Origin of the sequence: Streptomyces sp. NPDC090119, from assembly GCF_044747085.1 — a bacterium.
Classification (GTDB): domain Bacteria; phylum Actinomycetota; class Actinomycetes; order Streptomycetales; family Streptomycetaceae; genus Streptomyces.
The window spans coordinates 224,166-241,481 of record NZ_JBIVDK010000006.1; the positions used below are offsets into that span (position 1 = coordinate 224,166).

The 17,316-nt window shown below is 73.2% G+C and carries 13 protein-coding genes; 12 read left to right on the forward strand and 1 reads right to left on the reverse strand.

Annotated features, from left to right (window positions below; genetic code table 11):
- Positions 1–70: 70 nt before the first annotated feature.
- The 4 genes from ACIPPM_RS25780 (at position 71) to ACIPPM_RS25795 (ending at position 6,010) form a co-directional block, all read left to right on the forward strand.
- On the forward strand, positions 71–2,956 hold the full coding sequence (locus tag ACIPPM_RS25780; protein ID WP_401452021.1) for an FAD-linked oxidase C-terminal domain-containing protein: 2,886 nt from the start codon (positions 71–73) through the stop codon (positions 2,954–2,956).
- A 17-nt stretch (positions 2,957–2,973) separates the two neighbouring features.
- Positions 2,974–3,720, forward strand: coding sequence for a metallophosphoesterase family protein (locus ACIPPM_RS25785; protein WP_401452477.1), 747 nt, complete (start codon positions 2,974–2,976; stop codon positions 3,718–3,720).
- A 34-nt stretch (positions 3,721–3,754) separates the two neighbouring features.
- A complete protein-coding gene (locus ACIPPM_RS25790; RefSeq protein ID WP_401452024.1) occupies positions 3,755–4,876 on the forward strand; it encodes a lipid II:glycine glycyltransferase FemX in 1,122 nt (373 codons plus the stop codon).
- Positions 4,877–5,074: 198 nt separating this feature from the next.
- Positions 5,075–6,010: an EamA family transporter gene (locus tag ACIPPM_RS25795; protein ID WP_401452026.1), complete on the forward strand. Its 936-nt coding sequence runs from the start codon at positions 5,075–5,077 to the stop codon at positions 6,008–6,010.
- Positions 6,011–6,045: 35 nt separating this feature from the next.
- Here the strand turns inward: ACIPPM_RS25795 and ACIPPM_RS25800 are convergent, their stop codons facing one another.
- Positions 6,046–7,011, reverse strand: coding sequence for a phosphotransferase family protein (locus ACIPPM_RS25800; protein WP_401452029.1), 966 nt, complete (start codon positions 7,009–7,011; stop codon positions 6,046–6,048).
- A gap of 116 nt (positions 7,012–7,127) precedes the next feature.
- Here ACIPPM_RS25800 and ACIPPM_RS25805 point away from each other — a divergent pair, with 116 nt between their 5' ends.
- The 8 genes from ACIPPM_RS25805 to ACIPPM_RS25840 all read left to right on the forward strand — a co-directional run bounded on the left by ACIPPM_RS25805 (position 7,128) and on the right by ACIPPM_RS25840 (position 17,300).
- Entirely contained in the window at positions 7,128–7,970 is an 843-nt protein-coding gene (locus ACIPPM_RS25805; protein ID WP_401452032.1) for a TIGR03084 family metal-binding protein, read from the forward strand.
- Complete coding sequence (locus ACIPPM_RS25810; RefSeq protein ID WP_401452035.1) at positions 7,967–9,649, forward strand: acyclic terpene utilization AtuA family protein; 1,683 nt, start codon at positions 7,967–7,969, stop codon at positions 9,647–9,649. Before ACIPPM_RS25805 ends, ACIPPM_RS25810 begins: the two co-directional genes overlap by 4 nt.
- Before the next feature lie 64 nt (positions 9,650–9,713).
- Positions 9,714–11,312 carry an acyl-CoA carboxylase subunit beta gene (locus ACIPPM_RS25815; RefSeq protein WP_401452038.1) on the forward strand — a complete coding sequence of 533 codons (1,599 nt, stop codon included), beginning with the start codon at positions 9,714–9,716 and terminating at the stop codon, positions 11,310–11,312.
- Positions 11,313–11,317: 5 nt separating this feature from the next.
- Positions 11,318–13,165: a biotin carboxylase N-terminal domain-containing protein gene (locus ACIPPM_RS25820; RefSeq protein WP_401452041.1), complete on the forward strand. Its 1,848-nt coding sequence runs from the start codon at positions 11,318–11,320 to the stop codon at positions 13,163–13,165.
- Positions 13,166–13,220: 55 nt separating this feature from the next.
- Positions 13,221–14,381 carry an acyl-CoA dehydrogenase family protein gene (locus tag ACIPPM_RS25825; protein WP_401452043.1) on the forward strand — a complete coding sequence of 387 codons (1,161 nt, stop codon included), beginning with the start codon at positions 13,221–13,223 and terminating at the stop codon, positions 14,379–14,381.
- 23 nt (positions 14,382–14,404) lie between these two features.
- Positions 14,405–15,967: a 4-coumarate--CoA ligase family protein gene (locus tag ACIPPM_RS25830; RefSeq protein ID WP_401452045.1), complete on the forward strand. Its 1,563-nt coding sequence runs from the start codon at positions 14,405–14,407 to the stop codon at positions 15,965–15,967.
- Entirely contained in the window at positions 15,964–16,698 is a 735-nt protein-coding gene (locus tag ACIPPM_RS25835) for an enoyl-CoA hydratase family protein (RefSeq protein ID WP_401452047.1), read from the forward strand. Before ACIPPM_RS25830 ends, ACIPPM_RS25835 begins: the two co-directional genes overlap by 4 nt.
- Positions 16,686–17,300, forward strand: coding sequence for a TetR/AcrR family transcriptional regulator (locus ACIPPM_RS25840; protein WP_401452049.1), 615 nt, complete (start codon positions 16,686–16,688; stop codon positions 17,298–17,300). The genes ACIPPM_RS25835 and ACIPPM_RS25840 overlap by 13 nt, the downstream gene beginning before the upstream one ends.
- Positions 17,301–17,316 lie beyond the last annotated feature (16 nt).

Genomic DNA, 17,316 nt, shown 5'->3' on the forward strand with positions numbered 1-17,316 from the left:
TGACGTTGCGTGATCGGATGCATGCTGGACCCAGGACCGATCGACGGGGTCGGACGGACGGGGGACTGACATGGAGATCGACGGAGGACTGGAGAGCGAGCTGCGGCGGGCCGTGCGGGGCGAGGTCCGCTTCGACGCGACCGCCCGGGCGCTGATGACCATGGACGCGTCCAACTACCGACGGGTCCCGCTGGGCGTGGTGGCCCCTCGGGACGCCGAGGACGTGGCGGCCGTGCTGGAGGTGTGCCGGGCGCGCGGAACACCGGTGGTCGCGCGCGGCGGGGGCACGTCCATCGCCGGGCAGGCGACGGGCACGGGGGTGGTGCTGGACTTCACCCGGCATATGAACGGTCTGCTGGAGATCGACCCGGACGCGCGCACGGCGACGGTTCAGCCGGGCCTGGTGCTGGACCGGCTCCAGACGGCGGCCGCCCCGCACGGCCTCCGCTTCGGCCCCGACCCCTCCACCCACGGCCGCTGCACGCTCGGCGGCATGATCGGCAACAACTCCTGCGGCGCCCACTCGGTGGCCTGGGGCACCACCGCCGACAGTGTGCGCGAGCTGTCCGTGCTCACCGCGCGCGGCGACCCCCTGCGCCCCGGCCGGGACTGGTCGGGCGCACCGGAGGGGCTGCGCGCCCTGGTGGAGGGGGAGTTGGCCCGGCTGCGTACCGGCTTCCCCGAGCTGCCCCGCCGTATCTCCGGGTACGCCCTGGACGCCCTGCTGCCCGAGCACGGTGCCGATGTAGCCCGCTCCTTCTGCGGCTCCGAGGGCACCCTCGGCGTCCTCACCGAGGCGGTGGTGGATCTGGTGGAGGCGCCACCCGTCCACGCCCTGGCCGTGCTGGGGTACGCCGACGAGAGCGCCGCCGCCGATGCCGCCGCCGGTCTGCTGCCGCACGGCCCGCTGACCGTGGAGGGCATGGCGGCCGACCTGATCCGGGTACCGGTCGGGCTGCCGAAGGGCGGCGCCTGGCTGTTCGTGGAGACGGGCGGCGCCTCGGCGGGGGAGGCGCGGGCCCGCGCGGAGGCGGTCGTCCGCGCGGCGGACGTGGTGGACGCGCTGGTGGTGACCGACCCAGCCGCCCAGCGCGGCCTGTGGCGGCTGCGCGAGGACGCGAGCGGTACGGCGACCCGGATGCCGGACGGCACCGAGGCGTGGCCCGGCTGGGAGGACTGCGCGGTGCCGCCCGCCCGGCTCGGCGCCTACCTGCGCGACTTCCGCGCCCTGCTCGCCGCCCACGGCCTGCGCGGCGCTCCCTACGGCCACTTCGGGGAGGGCTGTGTCCACGTCCGGATCGACTTCGACCTGCTCACCGAGGCCGGGGTGGGCCGGTTCCGCCGCTTCTCCGAGGAACAGGCCGACCTGGTGGTCTCCCACGGCGGCTCGCTGTCCGGGGAGCACGGCGACGGACAGGCCCGCGCGGAGCTGCTGCCACGCATGTACGGCGCGGAGACGGTGGCGCTGTTCGAGCGGGCCAAGGCGGTGTGGGACCCCGACGACCTGCTCAACCCCGGCATGCTGGTCCACCCCGCCCGGCTGGACGACAACCTCCGCTTCGCGGTGCTGCCCCGCCGTCCGGTGGACGTCGCCTTCGGCTACCCGCACGACGACGGCGACTTCCGCGCGGCCGTCCGCCGCTGTGTCGGGGTCGCGAAATGCCGTACGGAGTCGGCGGGCGGGTCCGAGGTGATGTGCCCGTCGTTCCGGGCGACCGGGGAGGAGGAGCATTCCACGCGGGGCCGGGCGCGGCTGCTGCACGAGATGCTCGCGGGGGAGGTGATCACCGACGGCTGGCGCTCGACCGAGGTCCGGGACGCCCTCGACCTGTGTCTGTCCTGCAAGGGCTGCCGCTCGGACTGCCCGGTCGGCGTCGACATGGCCACCTACAAGGCGGAGTTCCTGCACCACCACTACGCGGGCCGACCGCGCCCCGCCGCCCACTACAGCCTCGGGTCACTGCCGGTGTGGCTGCGGTGGGCGGCCCGTCTGCGGGCGGCGCCGCTGATCAACCGGCTCGCCTCGGTGGGCCCGTTGGCCCGGCTGGGGAAACGGGTGGGCGGGATCGCGGGGGAGCGGGAGATCCCCCGGCTCGCCGAGGAGACGTTCAGCCGGTGGTGGCGGGGGCGGCGCCCGGCGCCGCAGAGCGGCGGCTCCGGGCAGCTGGTCGTGCTGTGGCCGGACACCTTCACCGAGCATCTGTCGCCGTCCGTGGGGCAAGCCGCGGTCCGGGTGCTGGAGTCGGCCGGGCTGCGGGTGGCGCTCCCGCCGACCCTGCTGCCCGGCGGACGCCCGGTGGGAGACGGCGCCTCCCGCGCGCCGACCGCACTGCTCCGGGCCCGCCGCGCCCAGGTCTGCTGCGGGCTGACCTACCTCTCCACCGGCCGCCTGGACCGGGCCCGCGCGGTCCTCCTGCGCACGCTGGACCTGATGGAACCGGTACTGGAGGCCGGGGTCCCGGTCGTCGTGCTGGAACCGAGCTGCGCGGCGGCCCTCCGCGCCGACCTCCCCGAGCTCCTGCCCGACGACCCGCGTGCCGCCCGCCTGGCCGCGGCCGTACGCACCTTCGCGGAGACCCTGCGCCGCCACGCCCCGTACTGGACCCCACCCGTCGTCGACCGCCCGGTGGCCGGGCAGACCCACTGCCACCAGCACGCGGTGCTCGGCGACACCGCCGACCGCGAACTGCGCGCCTCGGCCGCCCTCACCGGCGAACTCAGCGGCGGCTGCTGCGGCCTGGCCGGCAACTTCGGCTTCGAGAAAGGCCACTTCGACGTCTCCCGCGCCTGCGCCGAGGACCAGCTCCTCCCGGCCGTCCACACCGCCCCCGAGAACGCGGCTCTCCTGGCGGACGGCTACTCCTGCCGCACCCAGCTGGAACAACTGGCCGGGGTGAGGGCCCGGCACCTGGCGGAAGTACTGGCGGAGGGGCTGGAGAGGGAGGGGCGGGAGTAAGCGAGGAATACGGAAAGATCGCGGTCCTCTCCGACATCCACGGGGTGCTGCCCGCCCTGGAGGCGGTCCTCGCCGAGCCCGAGGTGGCGGCCGCCGACCGGATCGTCCTCACCGGCGACATCACGGCGGGTCCACAGCCCGCCGAGGTGCTGGACCTGCTGTGCGAGCTGGGCGACCGGGCCCTGTGGCTCGGCGGGAACGCGGACCGGGAACTGGTCGAGTACCGGCGCGGACAGCGCACGGAGATCCCCGACCCCATCGGGGTGTTCGCCGCGCGGGCCCTGCGCGCCGAGCAGGTGGACCTTCTGGCCGCACTGCCCGCCACCCTGCCCCTGCGCGTCCGGGGTCTCGGGCAGGTGCTGTTCTGCCACGCGACCCCGCGCGACGACGAGGAGATCGTCCTGGTCGACTCCCGTCCCGCCCGCTGGGCCGAGGTGCTGGACGGCGTGCCGCCCGGCGTCGGCACCGTGGTCTGCGGCCACACCCACATGCCGTACGCCCGGCTCGCGCACGGCAGGCTGATCGTCAACCCGGGAAGCGTCGGCATGCCGTACGGCCGCCCCGGCGCCCACTGGTGCCTGCTCGGTCCGGGGGTCGACCTGAGAGCGACCGCGTACGACATATCGGCGGCCGTCGCACGGCTCACGGCCGAGTGCGCCTATCCGGACATCGCCGCGTGGGCCGACTGCCACCTGCGCGCACGGGTGACGGAGACGGAGGCGTCGGCGGTGTTCGGACCCGGGGACGGGAGGGTCGGACCATAGTGACCGGGTCTGCCAGCGCGAAGGAGTCCGCCGTATGACCCTCACCCTGCGCCCCCTCAGCCGGGACGAGCATCTGGCCTTCGTGGGCTCGCGGCCCTCGGTCAGCCATATGCAGGTGCCGTCGTGGGGGGAGGTGAAGCCCGACTGGAAGGCGGAGAGCTTGGGCTGGTTCGAGGAGGACGGACGGCTCGTGGGCGCGGGGCTGGTGCTGCTGCGGCCGCTGCCGAAGGTGAAGCGGTATCTGGCCTACCTGCCCGAGGGCCCGGTCATCGACTGGCACGCCGACGACCTGGCGCGCTGGCTCGACCCGCTGCTGGCCCACCTGAAGGCGCGCGGCGCGTTCTCGGTGAAGATGGGGCCGCCCGTGGCCGCCCGGCGCTGGAGCCCCGAGGCGGTCAAGGCCGCCATCGCCGACCCGGCCGCGCACCGGCTGCGCGACGCCGAGCCGACCTGGCAGGACCCGCGCGCCCAGGCCCTCGCCGACCGGCTGCGTGGCATGGGCTGGCGGCAGACCGAACCGGACGCCGAGGAGGGCTTCGCGGCGGGGCAGCCCCGGTACGTGTCCCAGGTGCCGTTCGCCGGGCGGTCGCTGGAGGAGATCCACGGCGGTCTCAACCAGCAGTGGCGGCGCAACATCAAGAAGGCCGAGAAGGCGGGCGTGAAGGTGGTGCGCGGCGGGGCCGACGACCTGCCCGCGTTCTACGAGCTGTACACCGAGACCGCCGAGCGCGACCGCTTCATCCCGCGCCCGCTGCCGTACTTCCAGCGGATGTGGACCGCGCTCACCGCCGAGGACCCCGACCGGATGCGGCTGTACCTCGCGCACCACGACGGGGAGGTGCTGGCGGCGGCGACGATGCTGATCGTCGGCGGTCACGTCTGGTACTCCTACGGCGCCTCCACCGCCCGCAAGCGCGAGGTCCAGCCCAACAACGCCATGCAGTGGCGGATGATGGCCGACGCCCACGAGCTGGGCGCGCACGTCTACGACTTCCGGGGCATCACCGACACCCTGGAGGAGTCCAACCATCTGCTCGGCCTGCTCCGCTTCAAGGTCGGCGCGGGCGGCGAGGCGGTGGAGTACGTCGGGGAGTGGGACTTCCCGCTGAACAAGATGCTGCACAAGGCGTTCGACCTGTACATGGCCCGCCGCTGAGGCCCCGGCCCGCTGAGGCCCGATCCCGGCATCGCTGATCTCAGCATCCAAGACACCGGCTGCGTACAGTGGCATAAGGGTTCACACGCCTGACGGAGGTCCATTATCGTGGACCTGGAAGTACATCGGGATGTACGCGGCGCTCGCGCCGCCACCGATGCGCAGCAAGCCCACTCCCGCCGGCCCCCAGGACAGCCCGTGACCACCGTCCGCAGCTCCACCTCCACCTCGACCCCGAAGACCACCTCCACCACCCCGGACTCCCCCGGCCGGTTCGGCTCACTGGGGCCGGTCGGCCTGGTGCTGGCGGGCGGTATATCGGTCCAGTTCGGCGGGGCGCTCGCGGTGACGCTGATGCCCCGCGCGGGTGCGCTCGGCGTGGTGACGCTCCGCCTGGTCGCGGCGGCCCTGGTGCTGCTGGTGGTGTGCCGACCCCGGCTGCGCGGGCACTCCCGCACCGACTGGGGCACGGTGATCGTCTTCGGTCTCACCATGGCCGGGATGAACGGCCTCTTCTATCAGGCGGTCGCCCGTATCCCGCTCGGCCTCGCGGTCACCCTCGAAGTCCTCGGCCCGCTGGCCCTCTCCGTCCTGGTCTCCCGCCGCGCGATCAACGCCGTGTGGGCGGCCGTCGCCCTGGCGGGCGTCTTCCTGCTCGGCGGCGGGGGCTTCAGCGACCTGGACCCGCTGGGCGTCGGCTTCGCCCTGTCGGCGGGCGTCATGTGGGCGGCGTACATCATCTTCAGCGCCCGTACGGGCCGCCGCTTCCCGCAGGCCGACGGGCTGGCCCTCGCCATGGGGGTGGCCGCGCTGGTCTTCCTCCCGCTGGGCGTCGTCGACGCGGGCGACCGGCTGCTGAACCCCACCACCATCGCCCTGGGTTCGGCGGTGGCCCTGCTCTCCTCGGTGCTCCCCTACACCCTGGAACTCCTCGCGCTGCGCCGTCTCCCCGCCCCCACCTTCGCCATCCTGATGAGCCTCGAACCGGCCGTCGCCGCAACCGCGGGCTTCTTCGTGCTCCACCAGTCCCTCTCCCTCACCGAGGCCGCCGCCATCGCCCTGGTCATCACGGCCAGCATCGGCGCGGTCCGCACCCAGACCCGGCGAGTGCCGCCTCCGGCGCCGGAGGCGTAGCGGCTCCTCTCGGCGGCTCGGACCGCCCACTCGGGCTACTCGGTCTGCTCGGGCAGCGGCCGCACCAGTCGCAGCGCCTCCCGTGTGTTGTGTTCCGCGATGCCCCGCATGGCGTCGCGGTGCGGGAAGTCGCCGTCCAGCAGGCGCAGGGGGCCCGCCACCAGGGAGAGGTGGAGGGCGAGGGTGTGGAGGGCCAGACGGGCGGGGTCCAGCGACGGGCGGGCGAGCGGGGCGTAGTGCGGGCCGAAGCGAAGGCGCAGGAAGGCGTGTTCGTGTTCGGGGTCGAAGTGGGTGAGGCCCTCGATGTCGATCAGGACGGGGTGGGCGTCGGGGGTGAGGAGGACGTGGTCGGGGCCCAGTTCGCCATGGACCAGGGAGTACGTCGTGCGAGGGGTCACCGCCGCGTGCAGTGCGTGCAGCCGGTCGGACAGGGCGGGGTGGGCCTCGCTGACGCGCGGGTCGCGGGCCGCGGCTTCGGCCAGGTCGCTCAGGGCTCGGGTCAGGGTCAGTGCCTCGCTGGTCGCCGCGGGGGTGCGGGCGGGGTGCGGGGCCGTGTGGGCCGACATGCGGTCCAGGGTGAGGGACAGCTCCGCCAGGGCCTTCGCCGCTCGGGGCGGGTCGGTGGTGAAGGTCCTCTCCAGGGTGTCGCCGGGGATGTCCTCGACCAGGGCCAGGTCGGCGGGCTCGGCGGGCTCGGACGCGTGGAGGAGGCGCGGGGTGCGGGCGCCCGCCGCGTTCAGGGTGTGGTGCGCGGCCAGGAAGGGCGCCAGGCCGGACGCGGGGGTCAGGGGGTCCGTCGGCACACTCGGCCAGAAGTTCTCCTGTGGGGCCCAGCTATAGGCGATCACGGTCGGTGGGGCGCCCGTACCGGTCAGGGTGAGCCGGTAGACCCCCTTCTTCGAGCCGCCGCGCAGCCGTTCCACGCCGGTGACCCGGCACCCGGACCCCAGCGCCTCCCGCACCAGTCGCCGCAGTTCCGAGGGCTCCGTGAAGTCGCGCATGGGGCGAACCTAGCCGGAGCCGAGAGGCCGTCGGCAGTGGATTTCCGCCACCCTGCCCCGACGAATTAATGCAAGCATGCTTGATTGTTTCTGGCCCCGCTGCCATGCTCCTGCCCATGTCCGACCCGACGCCCGTCTTCGACGACCTGCGTGAGGAGAGCCGGGAACTCGACCTGCTCGTGGCCGAGTTGACCGAGCAGGAGTGGGCACGCGCGACGCCCGCTCCCCGCTGGAGCATCGCTCACCAGATCGCCCATCTGCACTGGACCGACCGCGCCGCCCTGCTCGCCATGAGCGACGAGGCCGCCTTCCGGAAGTTCGCCGAGCAGGCGCTCACCTCGCCCGACTCCTTCGTGGACAACGGTGCCGACGAAGGCGCCCGGCTCGCCCCCGCCGAACTGCTCACCCGCTGGCGTGAGGGACGGCAGGAGCTGGACCGCGCCCTGCGGGAGGCAGCCGCGCGGCACACCCGGTTCCCCTGGTTCGGGCCGCCCATGTCGGCCGCCGCCATGGCCACCGGCCGGCTCATGGAGACCTGGGCCCACGGCCAGGACGTGGCCGACGCCCTGGGTGTGGAGCGCGCACCCACCGACCGGCTCCGGCATGTGGTCCGCATCGGTGTGCGGGCCCGTGACTTCGCCTTCGGGGTACGGGGACTGCCCGCGCCGGAGGCCGAGTTCCGCGTCGAGGTCCGCGCACCTTCGGGCGAGCTGTGGACCTACGGCCCGGAGGACGCGGCTCAACGGGTCACCGGCCCCGCGGTCGACCTCTGCCTGCTCGTCACCCAGCGCGCCCACCGCGCCGACCTCGCCCTCACCGCCGTCGGCCCCGACGCCGACCGCTGGCTGGACATCGCCCAAGCCTTCGCCGGGCCGCCCGGCACCGGGCGCGACCCCAAGGAAGCCACCGCCGGGGAAGCCACCGCCGGGGAAGCCGCACCCGAGGAGCCCACCCGGTGACGGCGTCCCCCCTCCGCGTCGGCAACTTCTCCGGCTTCTACGGCGACCGGGCCAGCGCCCTGCGCGAGATGCTCACCGGCGGCGAGGTCGACGTACTCACCGGGGACTATCTCGCCGAGCTGACCATGCTCATCCTCGGCCGCGACCGGCTGAAGGACCCCGGTGCCGGGTACGCCCGCACCTTCGCGCGCCAGCTCGAAGACTGCCTCGGGCTCGCCCACGAGCGCGGGGTGCGGATCGTCACCAACGCGGGCGGGCTGAACCCGGCCGGACTCGCCGACAAGGTGCGGGAGTCGGCGCACCGGCTCGGCATACCCGTACGGGTCGCGCATGTCGAGGGCGACGACCTCACCGCCGCGCACCCCGGCACCCTCGCCGCCCACGCCTACCTCGGCGGCTTCGGCATCGCGGAGTGCCTGCGGGCCGGGGCCGACGTGGTGATCACCGGGCGGGTGACCGACGCCGCGCTCGTCACCGGGCCCGCCGCCGCGCACTTCGGGTGGGGGCCGGGGGACCACGACCAGCTCGCCGGGGCCGTCGTCGCCGGTCATCTGCTGGAGTGCGGAACCCAGGTCACCGGCGGCAACTACGCCTTCTTCCAGGACGGCGACGTACGCCGTCCCGGGTTTCCGCTCGCCGAGATCCACGCCGACGGCAGCAGCGTCGTCACCAAGCATCCTGGTACCGGCGGGTTCGTGGACACCGGTACCGTCACGGCCCAGTTGTTGTACGAGACGGGGAGCGCCCGGTACGCCGGGCCCGACGTCACCGCCCGGCTGGACACCGTACGGCTGCGCCAGGACGGGCCGGACCGGGTGCGGATCGACGGGGTACGCGGTGAGGCGCCCCCGCCCACGCTCAAGGTCGGCCTCAACCGGCTCGGCGGCTTCCGCAACGAGGTCGTCTTCGTGCTCACCGGTCTCGACATCGAGGCCAAGGCGGGGCTGGTGCGGGAACAGCTGGACGCCGCGCTGGCCGAGGCGGCGCCGGAGGAGGTGCGTTGGGAGCTGGCGCGCACCGACCGGGTCGACGCCGATACCGAGGAGACGGCGAGTGCCGTGCTGCGGCTCGTCGTGCGGGACTCCGATCCCGAGGTGGTCGGGCGGGGGCTGAGCGGGGCCGCGATCGAGCTGGCGCTGGCCAGTTACCCCGGTTTCCATGTGTTGGCGCCACCTGGGAAGGGCTCGCCTTATGGGGTGTTCGACCATGTGGCCGTACCCCATGGTGCCGTCGACCATGTGGCCGTCCTCCACGATGGGCGCCGTATCGATGTGGGCCCACCGAAGGAGACCCGGCCGCTCCACGAGCTGCCCGAGCCCGCCCTGCCCGAGCCGCTCCCTGTGGGCCGCACCCGGCGCGCTCCCCTCGGGCATGTGGCCGGAGCCCGTAGCGGGGACAAGGGAGGCAACGCCAACGTCGGGGTCTGGGCCCGCTCAGCCGACGCCTGGCGCTGGCTCGCCCACGAGCTGACCGTCGAGCGCTTCCAAGAGCTGATCCCCGAGGCCCGCGACCTTCCGGTCACCCGCCATGTCCTGCCCCACCTCCGCGCCCTGAACTTCGTCGTCACCGGCATCCTCGGCGCCGGTGTGGCCGCCCAGCACCGCTACGACCCCCAGGCCAAGGCCCTCGGCGAATGGCTCCGCTCCCGGCACGTGGACATCCCGGAGGAACTCCTGTGACGCCCCCGCCCACACGGCCCACACGCCCCTCCGGTACCCCCACCCCCCACCCCGGAGGCACCCCGTGACCCTCCTCCCCACCGCCCTCGACCCCACCGCCCCCGACCACCAGGGCAACCGCGACACCATGCTCGCCAAGCTCACCGACCTGGAGGCCGAGCACGCGAAAGCACTCGCGGGTGGCGGCGAGAAATATGTGGCCCGGCACCGTAAGCGGGGCAAGCTGCTCGCCCGTGAGCGGATCGAGTTGCTGGTCGACCCCGACACGCCGTTCCTGGAGCTGTCCCCCCTCGCCGCCTGGGGCAGCGAGTACACCGTCGGCGCCTCCCTGGTCACCGGCATCGGGGTGGTCGAGGGGACCGAGTGCCTGATCACCGCCAACGACGCGACCGTGCGCGGCGGCGCGAGCAACCCGTGGAGCCTGAAGAAGGCGCTGCGGGCCAACGAGATCGCGCGGGCCAACCGGCTCCCCGTCATCAGCCTGGTGGAGTCCGGCGGAGCCGACCTCCCCTCGCAGAAAGAGATCTTCATCCCCGGCGGGGCGATCTTCCGGGACCTGACCCGGCTGTCGGCCGCGGGCATCCCGACCGTGGCCGTGGTGTTCGGCAACTCCACGGCGGGCGGCGCTTACGTCCCCGGCATGTCCGACCACGTGATCATGGTCAAGGAGCGCGCGAAGGTGTTCCTCGGCGGGCCGCCGCTGGTCAAGATGGCGACCGGTGAGGAGAGCGACGACGAGTCGCTGGGCGGCGCCGAGATGCACGCCCGTACCTCCGGCCTGGCCGACCACTTCGCGGTGGACGAGCGGGACGCGATCCGACAGGCCCGCCGGGTGGTCGCACGGCTCAACCACCGCAAGGCGTACGCCGATCCGGGCTTCGCCGAGCCGCCCAAGCACGACCCCGAGGAACTCCTCGGCATCGTCCCCGGCGACCTGCGCACCCCCTTCGACCCGCGCGAGGTGATCGCCCGCCTGGTCGACGCCTCCGACTTCGACGAGTTCAAACCGCTGTACGGCACGAGCCTGGTCACCGGCTGGGCCGAGCTGCACGGCTACCCGGTCGGCATCCTGGCCAACGCGCGCGGAGTGCTGTTCAGCGAGGAGTCGCAGAAGGCGGCGCAGTTCATCCAGCTCGCCAACCAGCGCGACATCCCGCTGCTGTTCCTGCACAACACCACCGGCTACATGGTCGGCAAGGAGTACGAGCAGGGCGGCATCGTGAAGCACGGCTCGATGATGATCAACGCGGTCAGCAACTCCAAGGTGCCGCACCTCTCCGTCCTCATGGGCGCGTCCTACGGTGCCGGCCACTACGGCATGTGCGGCCGCGCCTACGACCCCCGCTTCCTCTTCGCCTGGCCCAGCGCCAAGTCGGCCGTCATGGGCCCGCAGCAGCTCGCGGGCGTGCTGTCGATCGTGGCCCGCCAGTCGGCCCTGGCCAAGGGACAGCCGTATGACGACGAGGCGGACGCCGCCCTGCGCGCGATGGTCGAGGGGCAGATCGAGTCGGAGTCGCTGCCCATGTTCCTGTCCGGGCGGCTCTACGACGACGGCGTCATCGACCCCCGCGACACCCGAACCGTCCTCGGTATGTGCCTGTCCGCCATACACACCGCTCCCTACGAGGGCGCCCGTGGCGGCTTCGGCGTCTTCCGGATGTGAGGCCCATGATTTCCACCCTGCTCGTCGCCAACCGGGGCGAGATCGCCTGCCGTATCTTCCGCACCTGCGCCGACCTCGGCATACGCACCGTCGCCATACACTCCGACGCGGATGAGGGTGCGCTGCACACACGTGTGGCCGACACAGCGGTCCGGCTGCCGGGCGCGGCGCCCGCCGAGACGTATCTGCGCGGCGACCTCATCGTGAAGGCCGCCCTCGCGGCCGGTGCGGACGCCGTGCACCCCGGCTACGGCTTCCTCTCCGAGAACGCCGACTTCGCCCGCGCCGTACGGGACGCCGGACTCGTCTGGATCGGGCCGCCGCCCGAGGCGATCGAGGCGATGGCATCCAAGACCCGCGCCAAGGAACTGATGGGCCTCGCCCCGCTCGACGCACACGACGTCACCCCGGCCGACCTGCCCGTCCTGGTCAAGGCGGCGGCGGGCGGCGGCGGACGCGGCATGCGGGTCGTGCGCGACCTCGCCGCGCTGCCCGGCGCGCTGGAGGACGCCCGCGCGGAGGCGGCGAGCGCGTTCGGGGACGGCGAGGTGTTCGTGGAGCCGTACCTCGAGAACGGTCGCCACATCGAGGTGCAGGTCCTCGCCGACACCCACGGCACGGTGTGGACGCTCGGCACCCGCGACTGCTCGCTCCAGCGCAGGCACCAGAAGGTCATCGAGGAGGCCCCGGCCCCCGGCCTGCCGCCCGCGCTCACCGAGCAGCTGTACGCGCTGGCCGAACGGGCGACCCGCGCCGTGTCCTACGAGGGCGCGGGCACCGTGGAGTTCCTGGTGGCCGACGGCCGCGCCCACTTCCTGGAGATGAACACCCGGCTCCAGGTCGAACACCCCGTCACCGAGGCGGTGTTCGGCGTCGACCTGGTCGCCGAGCAGATCCGCGTCGCCGAGGGCCACGCCCTCCCCACCGAGCGACCGACCGCGCGCGGGCACGCCGTGGAGGCCCGGCTGTACGCCGAGGACCCCGCGCGCGGCTGGGCCCCGCAGACCGGCACCCTGCACCGCTTCACCGTGCCGGACGGCGTACGGCTGGACACCGGCTGCGCGGACGGCGACACCATCGGCGTGCACTACGACCCGATGCTCGCCAAGGTCATCGCGTACGCCCCGACCCGCACGGAAGCCGTCCGCAAGCTCGCGGGCGCCCTGGAGCGGACCGCGCTGCACGGCCCGGTCACCAACCGCGACCTGCTGGTCCGTTCCCTCAGGCACCCCGAGTTCACCGAAGCCCGCATGGACACCGGCTTCTACGACCGCCACCTCACCCCCCTCACCGAGCCCGCCCCCGACCCCTGGGCCCCGCTGGCAGCCGCCCTCGCCGACGCCCACGGCCGTTCCCGCTTCGGCGGCTGGCGCAACGTGCCCTCGGGCCCGCAGGTGAAGCGGTACGAGATGGCGGGGGAGGAGCACGAGGCCGCCTACCGCCACACCCGCACCGGCCTGGCGGCGGACGGCGTCCGCGTGGTGCACGCCTCCCCGAACCTCGTCGTCCTCGAAGTGGACGGCGTACGGCGGAAGTTCGACATCGCCCGCTACGGCGACCAGGTCCATGTGAACGCCACCGCCCTCACCGCCCTGCCCCGCTTCCCCGACCCCACCACCGAACACGCCCCCGGCTCGCTCCTGGCCCCGATGCCCGGCACGGTCGTCCGCCTGGCGGAGGGCCTCAACGAGGGCACCGAGGTACAGGCGGGCCAGCCCCTGATCTGGCTGGAGGCGATGAAGATGGAACACCGGATCACCGCCCCCACGGACGGCACCCTGACGGCGCTCCCGGCGACCGTGGGCCGCCAGGTGGAGATGGGCACCCTCTTGGCGGTCGTCGAATCCCAGTAGCCCCAGGAACCTCGCGCCCAGCCACCCCCGCAAGCCGCACCCGAAGGAGCAAAAGGTGACCACCCTCATCGAGTCCGAAGAGCACCAGGCCCTCCGCAAGGCAGTCTCCGCCCTCGGCAAACGCTACGGCCGCGACTACATCACCCAGGTCATCGCAGAGGGCCGCTATCCCACCGAACTCTGGCAGGACGCGGCAAAGTTGGGGTACCTCGGCGTCAACCTCCCGGAGGAGTACGGCGGCGGAGGCGGCGGCATAGCCGAACTCTCCATCGTCCTGGAAGAGTTGGGCGCGTCCGGAGCCCCCCTCCTCATGCTGGTGGTCTCCCCGGCGATCTGCGGCACGGTGATCGCCCGCTTCGGTACCGAGGACCAGAAGCGCACCTGGCTCCCCGGCCTCGCCGACGGCACCAAGCTGATGGCGTTCGGCATCACCGAGCCCGACGCCGGTTCCAACTCGCACCGCATCACCACCACCGCCCGCCGGGACGGCGACGACTGGCTGCTCACCGGCCGGAAGGTCTTCATCTCCGGGGTGGACCACGCCGACGCCGTCCTGATCGTCGGCCGCACCGAGGACGCCCGGACCGGCAAGCTCAAGCCCTGTCTGTTCATCGTCCCGCGCGACGCCGACGGCTTCTCCCGCAGCCCGATCGACATGGAACTGAGCGCCGCCGAGAAGCAGTGGGAACTGGTCCTGGACGACGTACGGCTGCCCGCCGACGCCCTGGTCGGCGACGAGGACGCCGGGCTGCTCCAACTGTTCGCCGGACTGAACCCGGAGCGGGTCATGACGGCCGCGTTCGCCATCGGAATGGGCCGGTACGCCGTCGGCAAGGCCCTCGAATACGCCCGCGAGCGCACCGTCTGGAAGACCCCGATCGGCGCCCACCAGGCCATCGCACACCCCCTCGCACAGGCCCACATCGACCTGGAACTGGCCAGGTTGATGATGCAGAAGGCGGCCCTCCTCTACGACGCCGGGGACGACATCGGCGCGGGCGAGGCCGCCAACATGGCCAAGTACGCGGCGGGGGAGGCGTGCGTACGGGCCGTCGACCAGGCCGTGCACACCCTCGGCGGCAACGGTCTGACCCGCGAGTTCGGGCTCGCGTCGCTGATCGTCGGCGCACGGGTGGCGCGGATCGCCCCGGTCAGCCGGGAGATGATCCTCAACTACATCTCCCACCAGACGCTCGGCCTGCCCAAGTCGTACTAGAGCGAGCGACGTTCGGAGGAACCGTGTTCCACAGCCCGTACGCCGAGGTCCCACCGGTCGAAGAGCCCATCCATGACGTCGTCCTGGGCGGAGCCGCCGCCCACGGGGACCGCCCCGCGCTGGTCGACGGCGTGGACGGCACCACCATCACCTACGCCCAACTCGACGCCCTGCACCGGAAGCTGGCGGCGGCGCTCGCGGAGGCGGGGGTGCGCAAGGGTGACGTACTCGCCCTGCACAGCCCCAACACCATCGCCTTCCCGCTCGCCTTCTACGCGGCCACCCGCGCGGGCGCGACCGTCACCACCGCGCACCCGCTGCACACCCCGGAGGAGCTGGCCAAGCAGCTCGCGGACAGCTCGGCACGCTGGCTGATCACCGTCTCCCCGCTGCTGCCGACGGCCCGCAGAGCCGCCGAACTCGCGGGCAGGATAAGGGAGATATTCGTCTGCGACCAGGCGCCCGGCCACCGCTCGCTGACCGAGCTGCTCACCACCACCGCCCCCGAGCCGGACATCGCGGTCGACCCCGCCGAGGACGTCGCCGTGCTGCCGTACTCCTCCGGGACCACCGGCACCCCCAAGGGCGTGATGCTCACGCACCGGCAGATCGCCACCAACCTCGCCCAACTGGAGCCCGCCGTCACGGTGGAGCCCGGTGAGCGCATCCTCGCAGTACTCCCGTTCTTCCACATTTATGGTTTGACGGCCCTGATGAACGCGCCCCTGCGCAAGGGCGCCACGGTGGTCGTGCTGCCCCGCTTCGAGCTGGACACCTTCCTCGCGGCAATCGAGACCCACCGCATCACCGGCCTGTACGTCGCCCCGCCGATCGTGCTCGCCCTCGCCAAGCACCCCTCGGTCGCCCGGTACGACCTCTCCTCGCTGAAGTACGTCCTCAGCGCCGCCGCCCCACTGGACGCGGCCCTCGCCGCGACCTGCGCCGACCGGCTCGGGATACCGCCGCTGGGGCAGGCGTACGGCATGACGGAACTGTCGCCCGGCACCCACGTCGTCCCACTCGCCCAGCTGCGTGACGCGCCGCCCGGCACGGTCGGCAGGCTGATCGCCGGTACCGAGATGCGGATCGTCGCCCTGGACGACCCCGGCAAGGACCTCGGCCCCGGCGAGCGCGGCGAGATCCTCATCCGGGGCCCGCAGATCATGAAGGGCTACCTGGGCCGCCCCGACGCCACCACCGCGCTGATCGACCCCGACGGCTGGCTGCACACCGGCGACGTCGGCCAAGTCGACGACGACGGCTGGCTGTTCGTGGTGGACCGGGTGAAGGAACTCATCAAGTACAAGGGGTTCCAGGTGGCCCCCGCCGAACTGGAGGCCCTGCTGCTCACCCACCCCGGCATCGCGGACGCGGCCGTCATCGGTGTCGTCAACGAGGACGGCAACGAGGCCCCGCACGCCTTCGTCGTCCGCCAGCCCACCGCACCGGACCTCAGCGCCAACGACGTGCTGCTCTACGTGGGGGAACGCGTCGCACCGTACAAGCGGGTGCGCGGCGTCACCTTCACGGACGGCGTCCCGCGTGCCGCCTCCGGCAAGATCCTGCGCCGGGAGCTGCGCCCATGACCCTCGTCGGACGTACCCGCGACCGTGCCGTGGAGACGCTCAGCCTGGACTCCCCGGACACCCGCAACGCCCTCTCCGCACCCCTGGTCGCCGAGCTGGCCGAGGCACTGGCCGACTGCGGGAAGGACCCCGGTGTCCGGGCGGTCGTGCTCACCCACACCGGCAACACCTTCTGCGCCGGGGCCGACCTGCGCGACCCGCCCCCACCGGACGCGCTGGTCAGCCTGTTGCGGCAACTCGTGGAGCTGCCCAAGCCGGTGGTGGCGCGGATCACCGGGCACGTCCGCGCGGGCGGCCTCGGGCTGGTCGGCGCCTGCGACATCGCGGCAGCCTCCGAAGGGGGCACGTTCGCCTTCACCGAGGTCCGCATCGGGGTCGCCCCGGCCGTGATCTCCCTGCCGCTGCTCCCGCGCACCGACCCGCGCGAACTCGCCCGCCACTACCTCACCGGCGAACGCTTCGGCCCCGCCGAGGCGGTCCGGCTCGGCCTGCTCACGCTCACCGGCGACGACGTGGACGAGGCCCTCGCCCCGGTCCTGGACGGCCTGCGCCGCTCCTCACCCGAGGCCCTCGCCGCGACGAAGAACCTGCTCACGGCTAGGGTGCTGGAGACGTTCGACCGGGACGCGGCCCACCTCACCGCGCTCTCGGCCCGGCTGTTCTCCGCCCCCGAGGCCAGGGAGGGGATGACGGCCTTCCTGGAAAGACGGGATGCGGCATGGGTGGTGTGAGTACGGCGGAACGCGACCGCGTACCCAAGCAGGACCGCAGCCGGGCCACCCGGCTGCGGCTGCTGGAGGCCGCCGTGGCCTGCCTCGCCGAACACGGCTGGGCGGGCTCCACGGTCTCGGTCGTCGCCGAACGCGCGGGCGTCTCGCGGGGCGCGGCCCAGCACCACTTCCCCACCCGCGAGGACCTCTTCACCGCCGCCGTCGAGTACGTCGCCGAACGCCGCTCCAGCGCCCTGCGCGACCTGTTCCCGGACGGCCCCGGCGACCGCCCGGCCGTGGTCGCCGCCCTGGTCGGCCTGTACACCGGCCCGCTCTTCCGGGCCGCGCTCCAGCTGTGGGTGGCCGCCGCCAACGAGGAGCAGTTGCGCGGCCGGGTCACCGAGCTGGAGGCCCGCGTCGGCCGGGAGAGCCACCGGATCGCCGTCGAGCTGCTCGGCGCCGACGAGTCCCGGCCCGGTGTGCGCGAGAGCGTGCAGGGGCTGCTCGACATGGCGCGCGGCCTCGGCCTCGCCACCCTGCTCACCGACGACACCGCCCGCCGGGAGCGGGTCGTGGCCCAGTGGGCGGCACTGCTGGACGAGGCCCTCGACCAAGGCGAGTGACCCGCGTCACACGCGA

What these genes read in the sequence shown, in the direction of transcription:
- ACIPPM_RS25780 (WP_401452021.1), top strand. Translation starts at nt 71, where the DNA reads ATGGAGATCGACGGAGGACTGGAGAGCGAGCTGCGGCGGGCCGTGCGG.
- ACIPPM_RS25835 (WP_401452047.1), top strand. Translation starts at nt 15,964, where the DNA reads ATGACCCTCGTCGGACGTACCCGCGACCGTGCCGTGGAGACGCTCAGC.
- ACIPPM_RS25820 (WP_401452041.1), top strand. Translation starts at nt 11,318, where the DNA reads ATGATTTCCACCCTGCTCGTCGCCAACCGGGGCGAGATCGCCTGCCGT.
- ACIPPM_RS25840 (WP_401452049.1), top strand. Translation starts at nt 16,686, where the DNA reads ATGGGTGGTGTGAGTACGGCGGAACGCGACCGCGTACCCAAGCAGGAC.
- ACIPPM_RS25805 (WP_401452032.1), top strand. Translation starts at nt 7,128, where the DNA reads ATGTCCGACCCGACGCCCGTCTTCGACGACCTGCGTGAGGAGAGCCGG.
- ACIPPM_RS25790 (WP_401452024.1), top strand. Translation starts at nt 3,755, where the DNA reads ATGACCCTCACCCTGCGCCCCCTCAGCCGGGACGAGCATCTGGCCTTC.
- ACIPPM_RS25800 (WP_401452029.1), bottom strand. Translation starts at nt 7,011, where the DNA reads ATGCGCGACTTCACGGAGCCCTCGGAACTGCGGCGACTGGTGCGGGAG.